The organism is Aquimarina callyspongiae, assembly GCF_034322225.1.
In the GTDB taxonomy this organism is placed as follows: domain Bacteria; phylum Bacteroidota; class Bacteroidia; order Flavobacteriales; family Flavobacteriaceae; genus Aquimarina.
This window is the reverse complement of sequence record NZ_JAXLPA010000006.1, coordinates 90,072-110,187: the sequence shown is the minus strand read 5'-3', so window position 1 is coordinate 110,187 and position 20,116 is coordinate 90,072. Positions and strand designations below refer to the sequence as shown.

Sequence of the window (20,116 nt, the reverse complement as noted above, 5' to 3'; positions counted from 1 at the left end):
AGAATTTGAAGGATTCACTTAATAGAAGCTTTTATTCTTTACTCAATGAATATGGTACGGCTTCGTCGGTATTTGCCCAATATTTGTTAGGTGTATTTCTCATTACAAAATCAAGTTTCCCGCCTTCTTGAATGGTTTCAAAACTTAAATAGCTTTTATCATACGTCTTTCCGTTTAAAGATGCTGATTGAATATACACATTTTGATCAGAGTTGTTAGAGGCATTAATCTCAAAGGTATTACCATTTTCTAATGTAATCGTTGCTTTTTTAAACAGAGGGCTTCCTATTACATATTGATTCACTCCAGGAGTTACAGGATAGTATCCCAAGGCACTAAACACATACCAGGCAGAAGTTTGACCGTTATCTTCGTCTCCACAGTATCCATCTGGTGTTGCCGAATATAATTTTGTCAATACTTCTCTAATTTTTTGTTGTGTTTTATGTGTAGCATTGGCATAATTATAAAGATAAATCATATGCTGTATTGGTTGGTTGCCGTGCGCATAGTTACCCATATTTACAATTTGCATTTCTCTTATTTCATGAATGGTAAATCCATAGTATGAATTATCAAAATCTGGAGGCATTGTAAAAACATGATCTAATTGCTTTTCGAATTCTTCTTTCCCTCCCATTAGTTGGATCAAACCTTCGATATCGTGAAAAACAGACCAGGTATAATGCAAACTATTTCCTTCAGTAAAAGCATCTCCCCATTTTAATGGATTAAAAGGAGTTTGAAAACTTCCACTTTCATTTTTGCCTCGCATCAATTTAGTAGAAGGGTCAAATAAATTCTTATAATTTTGAGATCGCTTGTAGAATTTTTCGGCAATATCTTGCTTACCCATTTTTTCTGCCATTTTTGCAATCGTGAAATCTGCATAGGCATACTCAAGGGTTCTTGCAGCATTTTCATTAATCTTTACATCATAAGGCACATATCCCAATTCATTATAGTACTCTACTCCTTCTCTTCCTACAGAATGAATCACATTGCCGTTTGATAAAGGACGTCCTTGAGAAGTCGTGGCATTTTTCATTACTGCCTCGAATAGGATATCGGTATCTATTCCTTTAACTCCTTTAAGAAAAGCATCTGCAATAATTGGAGCAGAATTAGATCCTACCATACAATCTCTATGTCCTGGACTTGCCCACTCTGGTAACCATCCCGACTCTTTATAGGTATTTGCCAATCCCTCCATAATATGCCCATTCAATTCTGGATACATCATATTAAAGAATGGAAAGACTGCTCTAAATGTATCCCAGAAACCATTATCTGTAAACATATATCCTGGTAAAACTTCTCCATTATAAGGACTATAGTGTACTATCTCATTTTTTTCGTTAAACTCATAAAACTTTCTAGGAAATAGTAAAACTCTATATAAACAAGAGTAAAAGGTTTTAAGATGATCCAGATTTTCACCTTCTACTTTTATTCTCCCTAACTCCTTTTCCCAGGCATCTTTTGCCTTTTTAAACGTGTTATCAAAAGTGTCATCTCCAATTTCTCTATCTAAGTTTAACTGTGCTTGCTCTGGACTAATAAAAGAAGAAGCTACTTTAACATGCACCACTTCTCCTTTTTTGGTTTTAAAACCAATAATAGCTCCTACGTGTTCTCCTTCATTTTCTTTAGAATTTTCTATCAATGTCCAATTATCACCCCAAGTATGGTTTACCTCAAAATCCTTATCAAACTCGGCTACAAAGTAATTATGAAAATTGTCTGGTACACCACCACTATTATTTCTACAATAGCCAATGATCTTTCTTTCTTCAGGAATAATTTTCACCATAGATCCTTTAAAAAAAGCATCTAACATAATATAGGATTGTTCTGCTTCTGGAAAAGTAAATTTAAAATGTGCAGCTCGTTCTGTTGGAGATACTTCTGCCACTATATCATAATCTGCTAAATACGTTTTATAGTGATGTGGTTTTACAGTTTCTGCTTTATGAGAAAACCAAGAAGCTCTTTCATCTTCTTTATATTTAAGATCTCCAGTAATTGCCATTAAGGAGAATGCCGCATAATCATTAATCCAAGGGCTTGGTTGATGGGTTTGTTTGATACCTCTTATTTTATTTTCATCATATTTATAAGTCCATCCATCTCCCATTTTTGAAGTCATTGGTGTCCAAAAATTCATTGCCCAAGGAGTTGCAATTGCAGGATAAGTATTTCCGTTAGATAAATCAAAGGATGAATCTGTTCCCATCAAAGGGTTTACATAATCGGTTAAACTTACTGTTACTTTTGCCGCTATCTCTTTTGATTCTATCTTTTCTTTTGTATCACACCCAGCAAGAATTAAAAGTAATAGGGAGTAGGTATATATAGATTTACGTATCATTATTGATATATTTTGTTAGGTTTTGGTAATTCTGTCTTTTTATACAATGAGTCATTTGCAGTTTGACTCATTTCGAACTCTAGAATTCCACCATTCATTATTTCTCTATGTGTTATAAATATCCTTTTTAATGGTTTCCCGTTTAAGGTTATCTTATTTATGTATTTATTCTCTTCTGAAAAACCTTTTGCTATAATTTGAAATGTTTTTTCACTTGGTAGGTTTATCTCTACCTTTTCAAATAATGGTGATGAGATATGATAAATTCCTTGCGCAGGATTTACTGGATAAAATCCAAGTGAACTAAAGATATACCAAGAAGACATTTGACCACAATCTTCATTACCACAATGTCCATTTGGTTCATTCTTATACTGCCCTTTTAAAATTCTACGGGTTAACTCTTGTGTTTTTGAAGGTTGATCTACATAATTATATAAATATGCAACATGATGACTAGGTTCATTGCCGTGCGCATATTGACCTATCATTCCTGTACTAAATATAGGGAGCTTATCCTCTGGTTCCGGATCATAAGAAAACATAGAATCTAATTTTTGTGTAAAACGTTCTTTTCCTCCTGTTTCCTCTATTAATCCCTGAATATCCTGAGGTACAAACCAATAGTATTGCCAAGCATTACTTTCACAAAAATATGCTGTATATTCTTTAGGAATAAAAGGTTCTATAAACTGTCCTATAGAATCTTTAGGCTGTAACCATGATGTTTTTTTATTGTAAAGATTCTTCCAATTTTCAGATCGTTTCAAAAAATATTTATAATCTTCTTCTTTTCCTAAATCTTTTGCAAACATAGCTATACACCAATCGTCATACGCATATTCCATAGTTTTAGAAACCGACCAATTCTCGTGATGCTCGCCTGTTGGAATATATCCTAAATCTTTATAAATATCTATCTGCCGATCATCAACCATAGCACTTTTTTTACAGGCATTATAGGCTAATTCTGCATCAAAGGAAAATCCTTTAAAATAAGCATCCACAATTACTGGAACCGCATGGTATCCGATCATCATATTTGTTTCATTGCCTTGCATCGACCATACTGGTAATAATTCTGTTTCTTTATAATGCGCTAATATTGATTCAATCATATCTGGAACCTTTTCTGATTGAATGATTGTATATAATGGATGTGCAGCTCTAAATGTATCCCATAAAGAAAAGGTATCATATCGATTAAATCCTTCAGCATTTACTATAGTACCATTAGCACCTTTATAATCTCCTTTGGGATCACTTAACAATGTGGGAGCCAGCATTGATTGATACATCATTGTATAAAAGATACTTTTTTTATCCTCATCAGAAGAAGTGATATGTATTTTCTGCAATTCGTTTTCCCAGATTCTCTGTGCATTATTTTTGTATTTATCAAAATCAAAGTCAGAAGTTTCTGAAGTTAATGATGCTCGTGCTCCTTCTAAACTAGCTGTAGAAAGTCCGGTTTTAATGATAATCTGCTCGTTGTCTTCTGTATTATATTGCACGATAACTTTTGTATCTGTTCCTTGTACCGGAAGAGATGTCGTTTTGCTTCCTTTAAAGGCTTTATAAGATTTAAAAGGCTTTGAAAACTGCATTACAAAGTAAATACGCTGATCTTTTGCCCAACCTGTAGACATCCTATATCCTTGAATCGTAGAGTCATTTACTTTTTCTATAAATGTATCTGTAGCTTTATCCCAGTTTAGAGCATATCCTAAATCTATATGAATTTCAGTTGTTGTGTCCTTCGGAAATGTATATCTATGTATACCTACACGATTTGTAGTGGTAAGTTCGGCTTTAATACCATAATCTAATAAATCTACCGTATAATATCCTGGAGATGCAAATTCTCTATCGTGACTATATTTTGAGAATGGCTTATAATTGTTAGCTTCTATTTTTTTAGAAAACCTGCTATTAGTAGGCATCACCAAAATATCATATAAATCTCCAGCCCCAGTTCCTGTAAGATGTGTATGCGAAAAACCACTTATGATAGAGTCTTTATAATAATATCCAGCTATTCGATCCCAACCAGGAATTCCTATATCGGGACTTAATTGCACCATTCCAAATGGTACTGTCGCACCTGGATATGTGTTTCCCGGGCCATCAGTACCAATAAAGGTATTTACATAGGAAGTAAGATATCGTTCAGGAAGTTTTCTCTCAATTCCTTCTTGTTTACAGGAATATAAACTGATAATAACAATACCATATAAATAAAATGCTTTCATAAGACCTCTGATCCTCTTCAAAACTTAGTTCGATTGTATTCTTATTTTTTAGAAGCTTTTATAGCTTTAAATTGTTCTTCTGTAAGGGCATTTCCATCAAAAAAGGAAATCCCAGAAGCTCCATTCTCTTTTGCCAGACGTATTGCTTCAGATACATCCTCTGCACTCATAGGCGGTAAATACACTCCTGTGTGTAATTTGGTTTCTCTTCCTTCTAAATCCTTAACTCCTTGATCGGTAGCATACCCTATCCAGTCTACTTCTTCATTATAAAAATTGTGATATATCATTGGTAATACCTCATCAATATTCCATTTATCCCAACGTTGACGAACCATATGATCTGCCATTTCGGGGTATGGGAATACCGCTGCCGTTAACTTTTTATCATATTTATGTACTATCTCATAAGCCTCATCAACAACTCTTTTTATTTGATTTAATCTAAATTGTTTCCACTCCATATCGATTGCCGTATTTTTGACATCTTTAGGATTCTTATGGTGTTCTTTTTCAAAAGTTTGTAAACACACTTCGCAATAACAAAAATCAAACTCTGGTAATTCTTCGTCTTGTACCAAATTATATTTAGGTAATAATCCAATTGGTAAGAATATATCTGAATATCGGATATAATCTAAATGTACACTTGTAATACCTTCTACTTTTGCCAGGTTTTCTACTAATCCCAGTATATGATTCCTCGACTCTTTTCTAGTTGGACATAACCATTGATAATAATCAACATACGGACGTGTATCATAACAAGATTTTCCTTCTTTACTTACTGCATACCATTCTGGATGTTGTAATGCTACTTCATCTCCTGGGCGATTCATGGTAAACATCCAAGCATGTACTTCTAACCCTTCTTTTTTAGCAAGTGGAGTTAGTTTTTTCAACACTTCTGGATCGGTCAACGTATTAATCAATACAGCATCTATACCGTTTTCTTTATATTTTTTAAACTCTGTGGTATATTCTGATTCTGATTTTGCAGGGTCAGCTGTGATCCAGGTCCAATATTTAAATGAGGGTGCTTTTACTTCTGTTTTAACATCCTGTACCATTTCTTTTTCTTTTTTAGTTTCGGTCTTGCAACTTGCACAGATAAGAATGCTGCACAATAGCATAATTCTAGAAATCCTCATATTAATCTTCTTTTTGAATAATTTTGCCATCTTCTTTAATGACATATAAATGATTTGTAAATGGACTAACTACGGTTATATTCCATCCTGTTTGGTGATTTTCTATTGTATGAATCACCTTGTTTCCTTCAATCACAGGAGTATCTTGTATTAATTCCTGAAAAGTACTTGCCCACTCATTATTCTTTTTATAGTATTCTTTTTGTTTTCTATAAAAGTGATATAATAGTTTTTTTACTTTTTCATCTTTTGGTATTTTAAATTCGTCTTGTTCTCCTATTTTTTTAGATGAAAAATATACATATCCCCAGTCCTCTGGTTGATGCATATTAATTACTCCTATAGGCGACCATACCCAATTGTATTCGTGTTTAAATTTTCCTTTATCATCTTTCTTTCTAACATACTTATTATTTTGTAGATCAAAATCCCAATTAACTCTAGAAAAATTCACTCGCCAGAAAGTGTCTTTGGGTATATTTTTATGATAATATGAGGTCTTAAAAACAGAAAACGGAATAGCCATTTCTATTGACCATGCTTTATCAGTATCACTGGGATCATTCAAGGTTCCCTGAACTTTTACTGAAGATTGAAATCCATTTGCGTCCCAATCATTTAATACTGGTGTTCCTTCTCTATAAGGCTTTGTTATAAATAAATCCCATAAGGTATTTAAAGCATTAATTTCGAACTCATAATAATTATGAGTATCGTTATCTGGATCTATAAAAACCTCAAAATCATTATTATAAAAAATTATTGTGTCTTTTTGTTTTAGGTTCCCCCATACGTGAGGTTCTTCCATTTCTGCAAAAAGATAGAAGTTTTCATTATCCCATAACATTTTTACTGTTGTCTTATATTTAGGTATTTTAACACCTTCTATATCTACAAATAAATCAGTAGATTTTGCTTTATCCCAGGAAGTTTCAGAAGGTTCACCATCAATAATAATTGATTCATCAGTGTAATGAGCAATATAGGATTTTGGAGCTATATTTATATTTTCTTTTTGACCATACATTAATACTGCAAAAAGCATTAGTGCAATACAAAAAATACTATTCTTTCTAAGTTTAATATGTTTTAATCCAACCGTAATCACTCTATAATGTATTTTCTTTAGTAAACTTAATGATTTCGCTTATCCTTCCAAAAGCTAAAGCTACTACTGTATCTGCTGCTCCATAGTAAATAGCTACTTTATCTTGTTTGATATCTTGTAATGAAGCACAAGGAAATATAACATTAGGGACATCTCCTATTTGTTCATAAGGTACCGAAGGAGTTAGAAGATATGGTTTTGTTCTATATTTAACCTGCTCAGGATGATCCCTATCTAATATTGCAGATCCCATCGCATACCTAAATCCATTACATGTATTAATAACTCCGTGATAAAACATTAACCAACCTTCATTAGTTAGAAACGGAACAGATCCAGCACCGATCTTAGTACATTGCCAGGCACTCTCTTCAAATGGTGTTACCTGCATAACATTTCTATGCTCTCCCCAGTATTTCATATCAGGACTATAGCTTATAAAAATATCACCAAATGGTGTATGTCCATTATCACTGGGTCTACTCAACATTGCATATTTACCATTGATTTTTTCAGGAAATAATACTCCGTTTCTATTAAATGGCAGAAAAGCATTTTCACATTGAAAAAATTCTTTAAAATTAAATGTGTATGCTATACCAATCGTTGGTCCATAGTACCCATTACACCAAGTGATCCAATATCTATCATTAATAAAAGTAACACGGGGATCGTATTTATAATCAGAATCTATCATTTCTGTATTTCCCGCTTGCATTATAATGGGTTCTTCATTGATTTCCCAATCAATTCCATTAGAACTAAACCCTGCAAAAATATTCATCTGCACTGCTTTATTATCGCACCTGAACACTCCTGCAAAACCATCTTTAAAAGGTACAACAGCGCTATTAAAAACACTATTTGAGGATGGTATCGCATTTCTCTCTATTATTGGATTTTCTGAATACCTCCAGATAACATCTGTAGAACCTTTAGGTTTATCTTGCCAGGGGATCTCTTTATTCATTGTGTTTAACCTAATTTAATTAATTAAAAAACAAAACGTTATAATTTACTACGTTTATTTATATATCTAAATTGTGTTTTAATCTATTTACTGTCATCTAGAACGGAATCAAGTAGTATTGATTGATACTCATTAATAATTCCTATCATAAAAATAGGTTTCTCGACTCCGCTCTATTTGACAGGGGGTTTTTAAATAAAAACCACCATTCAAACAACCATATTTACCATTAATTTTTAATTAATTTATAAATAATCGTTTTCTTATTATTTTCTAATTTCAAAAGAAATATTCCTCGTTCAAAACTCTCCAATGCTTCTATCAATATTGTATTGGATTCTGAATTTATATTTTGTTGTCTTACTAGTTGTCCAGTAATACTGAATATCTGTAAGCTAGTAAATTCATGATCCTTCGGTAATCTTAATTGGATACGATTCGTAAATGGATTGGGGTATATCGCTAGATCATTAACTTCTAATGTCTTTAATGGTTCATCATCCAATTCATCAATAATTTCCTTATTTAAAACCAACGATGCTATTGATGCTCTACTATTTTCATAAATCCTTATGTTTTTAAAGGAACCGTTATTACCACTACCACCATCATTATCATTGACTAGGATTAAATTCATTGCATTTCCTGTATATGAGTTACCTACAGGAATTACATAGGTTTTATAATTACCACTAGAATCATAATTATCGTAAGTTCCTATCCCCCAATTTTGAGTTCCGTGTACTTTAAAGATTCTATTACTACTTAGTGAATTGTTTTCATCAAAACCAATACCGTGAATTTCTCCTTCGTTTGAACTTTTAAATTCAAATTCTAATACAGTATTGGGTGTAATTGTGTATCCATTTGATGAACGTTTCCAGGTATTATTTACTAATCTGGCAGTCTCACCGTTATCTTCTATAAAAAATGTACCGTCTGCATCTTGATTAGCATATGATGATAAACTGATGGTATTAAAATCGATACATCCTGTGCATCCTCCAGGTGGATTCGTTGTTCCTTCAGGACCTAATAGTTCGATCTCACAAATCTGAGTCATCGATATTGCTCCTCTGTTCTTAGTAGTATTTATACGATAATAGGTGTAATTAGTAGTATTTGTAAAAGTAAACTCTTTTCGCTGAAAACGATTTGACCATGTTTGTCCTGACCAACTACTTAAGGTAATCCAGTTGGTACCATCATTAGATCCTTGTATGTTAAAATCTTCTGGATCTCTATCTAAAAAATCATTTGCACTGGTTATTGCTAATTTATTTACAATAACTGCTGCAGGTAATTGAATTTGAATCCAACTTGGATTGGAAGCGTTAGGGGTTCCGCCATTATCCAGCCATTTACTCCAGTTACTATTTTGAGTGCCATTTGTGGCGAGGTTATCAAAGGCTTTATCTGCTCCTTCTGCAGTATTAATCTGGGCTCTGGCGGTTATAATTCCGGTTCCTACTGGATCGGTATGATCTACAATAGTAGAAGTAGTATTCGTTGTTGTAAAATCCCATATCTGTCCTGTAGTTGTTCCAATAGAATTTACCTCATCTATTCTCCAGTAATATGTGGTATTGGAATTTAAATTACCAGGATCAAATGTAGTTGTCGATTGATTTCCTTGAGAACTTCCCGTTCCTAAAGCAGGGTCTGTTCCAAAATACACATTATGAGAAGTAGCTTCTGATCCGGCAGACCAACTTAAAGAAATATTAGTACTCACATTTGTAGCTCCATTTGTTGGGTTAGGCGCTGTTGCGGTTCCTGGTGCATTACCAGGAGATAATGCATTATTAATAGCAGCTGCATACCCTGCTACATCAGAACTATTATCAAAATCATCATACAGCCACATAAATCCTCCTGTAATACCACAACTGTTCTGCCAGGAATTCATTCTGCTTTCTACAGTGGCAATACTAGATTGACCTGATCCTCCCCAAAGACCTGGATAAACCGGTATTCCAAAATCCCAGCTTGAAGAACAAGGATTATTACCACTACCACCTGCATAACATTGCAAATAGTTTCTATCAATATTACCTGGATAAGCAGCATTAACCTGACTCACCAAAGAACTCCAAAAACTACTTCTTGTATATGGTACAATAGCATTTTTATATCCTAATCCAGCTAACATCTTGGTAAAAGCCACTGCAGAAGGTACATGATATGTGCTTTCATCATCATTATTGAATGCATCTATACCCGGAATAGCATTTTTAAGCGCTTCAAAATTTTTATATAATGTAGTTCCTGGTCCAAACCCCTCTGAATCATAAAAATTACGCACTGCGGCAAAGGTTCCTGAGCCTGCTGCACTTAATCCAAATTCTACTCGATTAATCGATGTTGGAGCTGTTTTCAGCATAATTATATCATTTGGGAAATTAGGATATGACTGATCTCCTACATATACTCCGTTTTGTACTAATGGAAATTCTCCATTAAACCCTAAATCACCATTTGCTTCGATATGAATTGTCCATACAATCACTGTAGTATATCCAGAATTACGTAATTCATTAATTGAAACATTTCTATTATTATAAATTGGTCCTCCAGCATAAATTGCAGATTCTTGAGCGCTAATCTGATTACTTACTGTCATCAATAACAGCAGCATTACTAATTTAAAAATGAGTTTGTGTGTTTTCATAATATTGATTATTGGTTTTAAGAATATGAGTTTTCTATTTTTTTATTTTATCATACCAGGTTTTTTTTAAAGTTATAGTGGTTATAATCATTAGAATTACTACAATACTCAAATAGTAATATTCTTTGATTAATAGATATATTGGAATCAAAACAAATGTCATCTGCCATATTACCCCAATAACACAGTTTAATATGTCTCTCCAGAAATCAGTATTTGCAACAAATTCGGGATCTTCTTTTTTTAGTTCATTATAAACAGGTTTCCAAAACCCCCAGGGTTTGGTTGTTTTATAAAAGTTTTTCAAAACTTCCATATCATCTGGTTTACCAAAATAAACACCTAACAAACATCCGATAAAAGAAATAACCAATATGATAGGAAATAGATAAATAGCAGATGTTTCTGGAAAGAGTCCAGGCACAATTGTGGCTGCGATTAAACCTGCCAACATTCCTCCAAAGTATCCATATGAATTAAATCTCCACCAAATCCATTTAAGCATATTTGCCGCAGCATATCCACCATACAATGCAGAGGTTAGCCATACAGTAAGTGTATTAATTGAGGAAGCAAAAAAACCAAATATCAATCCAATAATTACAATAAGAATGGATGATAAATAACTGAACCTGATATACGTTTTATTAGAGGCATTGGGTTTTATATATTTTTTATATATATCGTTTACCAGATATGCCGGTGCTGAGTTTATGAAAGCTGCAAATGTTCCCATAAAAGCAGCTAATAATCCAGCTAGTAATAACCCTTTTAAACCTATTGGAACAAAACGTTGTATAGCGACAGGTAATATGGTTTCAAAATCTATTCCTGATCCAGCGGCTTGTAATTCGGGTCCTAGATATACTAATCCTAAAATAGCAAATCCGGTAATCATTAGATAACGCGGTATAGACAAAACAACAATCGTTAATCCACTCATTTTTGCAGCTTCACTTTCATTCTTTGTAGATAATATTCGTTGCATATCATAACTGGGAACCGGACCTGCCAGGCTGGCAAAAATTCCTTTAAAAATCATCATCATAAATAAAAATCCAAAGAGAGAGAAACCATCTTCTTCAATTTTGGTATTGACACTATCTATATAACCCGTCCAATCAATATCTAGTTCCATACTAAAAAACAGGTTACTCCAATTTTGAGGAGTTGCTGCCGTAATTTGCTCTGCTGTAACCGAAGTAAATGCTATATAACCTATAACTAAGCAGGAAATGGTCATTATTACAAACTGAATCACTTCGGTTCCCACCACACTATACATTCCTCCTTTTAGTGTATAAATTGTAGTAATAGCAATAATGATCAATGCATAAGATTGTTCTGAAGAAATTAATAACGAACCTAAAGCAAATGATAAATCCCAAGGAAAAAATATAGTAGCAAATTTTCCTATTCCTTCAAAGAAATAAGCGATAAACCCTAATGTGCTTATCACTGCAAATATGGTTACTATAATATGAGATAATCGCGCTCCTAAATTTTTACCAAATCGATATGTGATCCATTGAGCTCCTGTCATTACATTAGATCTTCTAAGCCAGGCTGCCAGGAACACCATAATGAATACCTGGTTCCATACTGGCCATAACCAAGGTAGCCAGGCACTTTTAAGTCCATATACAAACATGGCTGTTACTGCCCACATTGTTCCAGAAATATCAAACATTCCTGAAGCATTAGATAACCCCAGGTAGTACCACGGGATTTCATTTCCGCCAAGGAAATAAGACTTTATATCTTTTGATGCTTTTTTAGAAACATAAAACCCAAAAAGAAGTGTAATAACAATGTAACATAGAATTACTATAATATCGATGGTTGCTAAATTCATTCAATGTCTGTTATTTGTTTACACCCCAATTTTTGTTAGGAGACGCTCCCATTACAAAATGTAATGTTCCTCCTTGCATAATTTCTTGATGTGTGATATATGATCGATTAAGTGTTTTTCCATTTAAAGTAGCGGATTGTATGTAGATATTATTCTCTGAAACATTTTCAGCCTCTATAATGAAACGTATCTCATCAGAGAGTTTTAACGTTGCTTTTTCGAATATTGGAGTCCCGATTTGGTATTCTCCTGATGCCGGGTTCATAGGGTAAATGCCTAACGAACTAAAAATATACCAAGCAGACATTTGACCACAATCTTCATTACCACTTAACCCATTGGGGGTTGTATTGTATTGTGTTTTTAAAATTTGACTTACCCAATATTGCGTTTTCCAGGGTGCATTGGCTTTATTAAACATATATGCAATATGATGACTTGGTTCGTTACCATGTGCATATTGACCAATTAATCCAGAAATGTCTGCGGAAATGTTATCTCCTGTAATTTCTGAATCTTCTGTAAACAATTGCTCTAATTTTGTTATGAAATCAGTTTCTTCTCCATAAAGCCGTATCAAATTTTCGACATCATGAGGTACAAACCAACTATGTTGCCAAGCGTTTCCTTCGGTATAATCTGCATGGACTCGATGTGCTGAATATTTAGGATCAAATGGTTCATGCCATTCAGTTCCATTTTTAGATTTGCCTCTCATGAATCCTGTTTCAGGATCAAAAAGATGTGTATATGCTTTAGATCTTTTTAGAAAATAATCATAATCCTCATTTTTACCCAACGTCTTTGCCATTTGAGCCACACACCAATCATTATAAGCATATTCTAATGTTATAGTAACTGATTCATCCAAGAGATTATAAGGGATATATCCATATTCTTTATAAAAATCTAACCCTCTTTCATCCTGCATCATGGTAGTTTTCATTGCATCATATGCTTTCTCTATATCAAAACCTCTTATTCCTTTGAGATATGCTTCTGCAATTACAGAAACCGAATGATATCCAGTCATTGTATTAGTTTCATTAGCATATAACGTCCAGACTGGTAGTATTTTTTTATCCTCATAATATGCTAACATCGAATTAATCATATCAGAAACTCTGTCAGGTGTTAAGAATATCAATAAAGGATGCTCTGATCTAAAAGTGTCCCAAAGAGATAATGTAGAATACGCTGTATAATCTTTTGCATAAATTATACTATCATTCTCTTTTCTCAAGGCTCCATTTTTATCACTATAGGTTACCGGAGCAATTTGAGAGTGATATAATGCAGTATAAAAAATAGTTTTTAATGAGTCTCTTTTGGTTTCTATATCTATTTTGGATAAAGTTTTTTCCCAAGATATGCCGGCTTCCTCCTTGATTGTATCAAATTCAAACTTATCCTTATGGTCTGAAATATTATCCTTTGCATTTTCTATACTTACAGATGAAACTCCGACCTTTACTTTTAACTGAGTATTTGTTTTTTCATTAAAAAACAATTGTGCAAAAGTATTTTCTCCTGTAGCAGATTTTATATTTTCTGCTTTATTTTTATCTACATATAGGTCATACTCCAAAATTGACTTTGAAAATTTAATTACAAAAAATACTTTTTGATTTTTGGCCCAACCGCTACTATATCTATATCCTGATATGGTATATTTATCTTCGATATTTATTTGTGAACCAACTGTTTTATCCCAATTAATGGTAAATCCTAAGTCTAATATTACCGATTGTATGTCTTCATCCTGAAAGCTATACCTATGAAAAGCTGTTCTGGTATCAGCTGTAAGCTCTGCATTGATATTATGATCTTCAAGATATACGCTATAGTATCCTGGAGTGGCTTTTTCTTTTGAGTGAGAATATCTGGATGCATAGGGAATACTATCTTTTATTGTAGGCATTATAGATAAATCCACTTTTTTATTCACTGGCATGATTCGAATATCTGCAAGATCTCCAATTCCTGTTCCACTTAGATGTAAATGACTGAATCCTATTGTTAAAGAATCAGAATAATGGTATCCAGAACACCAATCCCATCCTGAAGTACCGTTGTCTGGACTAACCTGAACCATCCCAAAAGGAGCAGTTGCTCCGGGATATGTATGACCGTGTCCTCCTGTACCTATGAAAGGGTCTACAAATTCAATTACATTAGTTTCTCGTACATTTACCTCAATATTTTGTGTTTCTTTTTTATTACACGATAAAATTATTAAGGATATTACAACCAATAATTTACTATTGTAAAGTTTTTTCATCTATTTATTTTTTTAAGATTGTCATTCTGGAAAATAACAATAATATAAATATTTAGAAATCTAATCTTTAAAAGAATAATTTTAGACCAATAACAAAGCAACTCGGTTAAACGTCTAAAAAAAGAGTAAAAGTATGCTGCAAAGAATCAGACATCTCATAGATATTACACCAAGTAATAATTATACAGTAACACTAAAACACCATTTTATCTTTTGGTTTGTATATTTTTTGTTTACCACTTTTAGATGGGGTAGCTATTTTAATGACTACATATACTCTTTTAAAACTACTGTTTTAGGTTTTGCCATTCATATGACATTGAGTTATTTTAATATTTATTACTTGATGCCCAAGTTTATACATAAACGTAAGTATCTCTTATATACTCTGGCTGTAATCCTATCTCTTTTTATAATGCTTCTGGTCAAATTTTATTTAACCTATTTTATGGTAAGTCATAATGTATGGCCAGAAGGACCCGAAGTTACGACTGAACTCACCTTAAATTATGCTATAGAAATGATGTTGGGAGAACTATATGTAATGGCGTTTGTAGCTGCTATAAAAGTTACCTTGGATTGGTTACGTGAACATAAAAAATTAGTCGATGTAGAAAGGTTACAGTTAGAAACCGAACTGCGATTTTTACGTACCCAGATATCTCCACATTTCTTTTTTAATACCTTAAATAATATATATTCTCTTTCTGTAGAAAAGTCTGATAAAACTCCAAAAACTATATTAAAATTATCAGAGCTTATGAGGTATATATTACACGAAACTAATCAGAAAAGACAAAGTCTAACAAAAGAAATTATATGCCTTCAAAATTATCTGGATTTAGAGAGAATACGGTATGGAGATTCTTTGAAAATTAACACCAATATTTCTGGGGAAATTGAAGGTAAGGAAATTGCCCCAATGTTACTTTTATCCTTTATCGAAAATTCATTCAAGCATGGTGCAAATAAAAATGTAGGGGCTGTAGAAATTAATATTGATTTTAAAGTAATTGATGATTTTCTCTATTTTAGAATCACCAATCCCATACCATTGCAAAAAGATTATAATGAAGTGATGTCAAATACTGGAGGTATTGGAATCGAAAATGTCAAAAAAAGATTAGAATTAGGATATCAAAAGGAAGAATATCACCTGGATATTCATACCGATAATGATTTATATGTAGTTGATTTAAAAATAAAAGTATGATGAATTTAAATTGTGTTATAGTTGACGACGAACCTTTGGCAATCAAAGTAATAAAAAATTATATTGCTGAAACAAAAGGATTACAACTTATCAATTCTTTTAATAACGCAGTAGAAAGTGTTGATTATATAAGGAGTAACCAAATAGATTTACTCTTTTTGGATATCAACATGCCGCTTTTAGATGGTTTTAATCTTTTAAAAAGTTTACCAGAAAAACCTCTTACAATCATTACTACTGCTCACGAGGATTTTGCCGTACAAAGTTATGAATTAGAAGTTCTGGATTATCTTGTTAAACCGATCTCGTTTCATCGGTTTATTATGGCTACTAACAGAGCTTTTAAATTGAAAGGATATCAACAAAAGATGGATCTAGCTCCGTCAAATGAAAGAGCATATATCTTTATCAAAATAGATAAAAAGAAGATAAAAAAAGTATATCTGGATGAAGTATTATCCATTGAAAGCCTAAGAGATTATATTAGAATAAATACGGTTTCCAACAAATATATTATTCATCAAACATTAAGTAGTTTTACTGAAGAATTACCGTCAGAAAAATTTATACGAATCCATAGGTCTTATACCATATCCATTGACAAAGTTGAGACCATTGAAGGTAATAGCATAGAGATTGCCGGAATCCGATATCCCATTGGCCGAAGTTATATCAATGAGGTTAAGAGTACCATTTTTAAGGAAAATGACATCAATTTATAGCTATTATATCTAGAAAACATAATTGTTTGTAAAAAGAAAAACCTACAGATGTATAAATTACATCTGTAGGTTTTTTTACACTAAAGTTTAACTAATCTTTATTCAGTCATGAATTGAATTGATTCTGACCAACCATTTCCGGTAACAATCAACATATACGTTGTTTGTGGTTGGAAATTACAATGTTTTACCATATCTACTTCTATAGTATTACATCCTCTTTCTACATGATAAGTAACTGCAGGTCCAATTCTATTACCATCCATCTTATACGTTTCGTATACGATATCTTGTTCTGCATTAACAGCTACATCAATATTTAGAACACCACTAGCACTAACCGGTATCGGGAATGCAGTAACTACATATTCTTCACTAACACAAGGATCAACCTCAACATTTACAGTTACATTATCTACAGCTGCACAACCATTTTTAGTTGCCGTAACTGTATACGTAGTCGTTTCTGAAGGAGATACTGTAATTGATTTTGTTGTAGCTCCATTTGACCATTGATATGATTCTACTTCGGATGAAGTTGTTACTGATAAGGTTGCTGTTTGTCCAGAAGTAATGTCCTGATCTTCTCCAGCATCAATACTTAATGTACTAACTGTTACTGCTATTTCGTCTGTAGCTTCACATCCGTTTTGCGTAACTGTAACAGTGTATGTAGTATCTTCTGTAGGTGAAACTGTAATAGATTGTGTTGTTTCCCCATTTGACCAAAGGTATGAATCAGCTGCAGTTGCAACTAATTCTACCTCATCACCACTACAAATATTTTGATCTTCACCTAAATCAACAGATGCTTCATTAACATATACAGTAACTTCATCTGTAGCTACACAATCCTCACAATTAGAAATAGTAACAGAATATGTAGTAGTTTCACTTGGAGATACTGTAATACTTTCTGTAGTTTCTCCAGTTGACCATAAGTACTCTACTCCATTAGAAACTGTATCGACACATTCTCCGAAATTAATATTAAAATCTCCGATACCGCCACCAACAACATCAAACCAACCAGAAGCTCCATCTTTAGCAGTTTCTGTTTCATATACATTGGCACCATTTCCTACCTGAAAAGCTTCTCCTCTACGAGCAATAGTAAATACTTCTGTTCCTCCTACTTGAGTAATAGTTCCTGTTACGGCAGTATAATATTCCCATCCAGAAGTACTCTCATCATTACAGAAATGCTCTTTTGGACTACCTTCTGGAGATGTAGTTGTTCTTCCTGAATAAATTACATCTACTTCATAATTAGTTTTAGTATAATAGTAATCATACATAGTACCTTTAAGAGTAGCTGTACCATCACTATTTTCTCTCCAAACAAGATCTACATTTGAATACCATCTACGCTCACTTGCTGTATTTACCCAAGCTACAAAATTATGATCCCCTCTACAGTAATCAGTATCTTCTATAGTGTATTCTACACAATCTTCACATTTTCCTTCTCCGGTAACCTGAGTATTTATAGTAACTTGTTCCCCTACACAAATTGATTGGTCTGCACCAGCATCTACTGTGATAGATTCAACTTCTTCTATAGTAACAGTTCCTAAATCAACAGGACAATCATCATTACCCCATCGTACCCATAAATTATAATCACCTACTTCAACTTCTGTAAATGAAAACATTCCTGAGTCATCAGTAACTGTAGTATAGTTTTCTCCTCCATCTAAAGAGAATTCTATATGTGTACGTCCTTCTGTATCTTCAAAAGTAAATTTGATCTCTCCTGTAGGAGTTACACAATCGGCATTGGTAAGAATTACCTCTGCCTCAGGAGCTTCTTTTACATGAAGATCAACACTATTAGAATAGATAAATGGTCCGCACTCTTCTCTTTTAGCTCCTCTTCTATACCACAATGATCCTGATTCGATATATGGAGCGATATAATCTTTATCATTTGCTCCTTCAATATCTTCCCATTCAGCTCCTTTAATTCTTTTTATTTGCCATTGATATACAACATCACCAGCGTTTCCTCCATCTGCCTCAGTTCCGATAAATTCTTCCGGATCAAAAGGACCACAGTTTGCTTGTGTTTCTGCAATTGTTCCTGCATCAGTTAAAGGTGTTTTAAAAGTAACTTCTACAGTATCTGTAGCTTCACAATCCTCACAATTTGTAGCTGTAACTGTATAAGTTCCTGCTTTATTTACTTTTACACTACTTTCTGTGTTTGAACCTACGATTCCAGGTCCAGCCCACTCATAAGAAACCGTATTATTAGTTGTTCCTTCAATTTCATATCTAACATAGTCTACTAAGAAAGAACATCCTCCATTATCAATTACTCTAATAAAACGTGCTGGAGCATTTAAGGTATATGTATACTCATTATACTGTTGATTCGTAAATTTAAGACTTTGTACTAAATTAGTAAATGAGTTATTCCCGTTACGTGAAGCTTGAATTTTTGCATTACTATAATTCCCTCCGTTATTAGAACAATGTTCTAATCTCATTCTTGTATGAATCTTTGTTCCTGCAGGTACTTCTCTTCCAAAATCAATAGTAACGTATGATGTTCCCCATCCACTTTTGGTCCATAGCTTTGCTCCTTTACCACTCCCACAGTAAGCTGCATTCGAATGCGGATAATAGTTGTTATAATATCCTCCAGAAGCATATAAAGAATGGTTACAATCAGATTCTGGTTCTGTAACACAAGTTGTATCACCATTTACTACAGCTTGTAATGTAATTTCGTCCTCTTCACAAATAGAAACGTCTTCGCCAGCATTAACCGTAAAAGATTCACAAGTGTCAGCACAATAATCCGGAGCTAGACTTACAACTTGTTGTCTGCTTCTTTTTACTTTATACCAAACATCATATTGTAGATTGTTAAAATCTGTTGCATATGCATCTACAATATGAAACTTAGTCCCTTTTCTTACTTTGGTAGTCCATCTTTGACCTGCTTTTAATCTTTTAACCAGATCACATCTATATCTAGTAATGATATAAATATCCACATCACAATCTCCGTTATTTTTAAAAATAACCTCTTTCTTATTTCTCCCCCAACGGGTAAAGCTCTCTTCTATGCTAGTTTCAATGTTTTCATCAGTTCCGGCATAACCAGGTGATGAAGCTAGAAATAGCATTGTAAAAAACAAACTCAGAATTGTAAGTCCCCTTAATTCCTTGTTTTTAAAAAAAGTAGTTTTAATCATTTAATTGGTTTTTGGTTGATAATTTTTGTTAGTATTTAGCATATATAAATAACCATGCTCGTTACTTTACAAAAGACACGAACAAAGTATTTTACATTAAAAATTAAAATAGATTTTAAAACTTTAGGATCTTCCCCCGAAACAAAAATTGAAGATTTTGCTCCCTAAAGTTTTCCCTTTTCCTACACAAATATTAACATTTAATAAATGTTAAAAAAGAAAAAAAAATGAAAAACGTTAAAGAGCTAAAAATTATCTATGAAATGTTAAATTTTACTAACAAATGTTAATTTGTAGTAAAATTCTAAAGACAAAA

General features: G+C 33.0%; 11 protein-coding genes. 2 read left to right on the top strand and 9 right to left on the bottom strand.

What is annotated here, in order from left to right:
- Positions 1-31: 31 nt before the first annotated feature.
- The 8 genes from U0D62_RS22410 to U0D62_RS22375 form a co-directional block, all read right to left on the bottom strand.
- Positions 32-2,371: a GH92 family glycosyl hydrolase gene (locus U0D62_RS22410; RefSeq protein ID WP_322289595.1), complete on the bottom strand. Its 2,340-nt coding sequence runs from the start codon at positions 2,369-2,371 to the stop codon at positions 32-34.
- Positions 2,371-4,623 carry a GH92 family glycosyl hydrolase gene (locus U0D62_RS22405; RefSeq protein WP_322289698.1) on the bottom strand — a complete coding sequence of 751 codons (2,253 nt, stop codon included), beginning with the start codon at positions 4,621-4,623 and terminating at the stop codon, positions 2,371-2,373. The genes U0D62_RS22410 and U0D62_RS22405 overlap by 1 nt, the downstream gene beginning before the upstream one ends.
- 41 nt (positions 4,624-4,664) lie before the next feature.
- Positions 4,665-5,819, bottom strand: coding sequence for a glycoside hydrolase family 10 protein (locus U0D62_RS22400; protein ID WP_463428672.1), 1,155 nt, complete (start codon positions 5,817-5,819; stop codon positions 4,665-4,667).
- Positions 5,776-6,882, bottom strand: a complete 1,107-nt coding sequence (locus U0D62_RS22395; RefSeq protein ID WP_322289594.1) for a carbohydrate-binding family 9-like protein — start codon at positions 6,880-6,882, stop codon at positions 5,776-5,778. Before U0D62_RS22395 ends, U0D62_RS22400 begins: the two co-directional genes overlap by 44 nt.
- Position 6,883: 1 nt before the next feature.
- Positions 6,884-7,852 (bottom strand): glycoside hydrolase family 130 protein, encoded by a 969-nt coding sequence (locus tag U0D62_RS22390; protein ID WP_322289593.1) that lies wholly within the window; start codon positions 7,850-7,852, stop codon positions 6,884-6,886.
- A gap of 229 nt (positions 7,853-8,081) precedes the next feature.
- Positions 8,082-10,523, bottom strand: a complete 2,442-nt coding sequence (locus U0D62_RS22385; RefSeq protein ID WP_322289592.1) for a T9SS type A sorting domain-containing protein — start codon at positions 10,521-10,523, stop codon at positions 8,082-8,084.
- Between the two features lie 34 nt (positions 10,524-10,557).
- Complete coding sequence (locus U0D62_RS22380; RefSeq protein WP_322289591.1) at positions 10,558-12,378, bottom strand: sodium:solute symporter family protein; 1,821 nt, start codon at positions 12,376-12,378, stop codon at positions 10,558-10,560.
- Between the two features lie 10 nt (positions 12,379-12,388).
- Entirely contained in the window at positions 12,389-14,659 is a 2,271-nt protein-coding gene (locus tag U0D62_RS22375; RefSeq protein WP_322289590.1) for a GH92 family glycosyl hydrolase, read from the bottom strand.
- Positions 14,660-14,792: 133 nt separating this feature from the next.
- Here U0D62_RS22375 and U0D62_RS22370 point away from each other — a divergent pair, with 133 nt between their 5' ends.
- Both U0D62_RS22370 and U0D62_RS22365 read left to right on the top strand, forming a co-directional pair.
- The gene (locus U0D62_RS22370; RefSeq protein ID WP_322289589.1) at positions 14,793-15,872 is read left to right on the top strand and encodes a sensor histidine kinase; all 1,080 of its coding nucleotides are present in this window, start codon (positions 14,793-14,795) and stop codon (positions 15,870-15,872) included.
- Positions 15,869-16,594: a LytR/AlgR family response regulator transcription factor gene (locus U0D62_RS22365; protein WP_322289588.1), complete on the top strand. Its 726-nt coding sequence runs from the start codon at positions 15,869-15,871 to the stop codon at positions 16,592-16,594. Before U0D62_RS22370 ends, U0D62_RS22365 begins: the two co-directional genes overlap by 4 nt.
- Before the next feature lie 98 nt (positions 16,595-16,692).
- Here the strand turns inward: U0D62_RS22365 and U0D62_RS22360 are convergent, their stop codons facing one another.
- Positions 16,693-19,800 carry a hypothetical protein gene (locus tag U0D62_RS22360; RefSeq protein WP_322289587.1) on the bottom strand — a complete coding sequence of 1,036 codons (3,108 nt, stop codon included), beginning with the start codon at positions 19,798-19,800 and terminating at the stop codon, positions 16,693-16,695.
- Between the last annotated feature and the right edge of the window lie 316 nt (positions 19,801-20,116).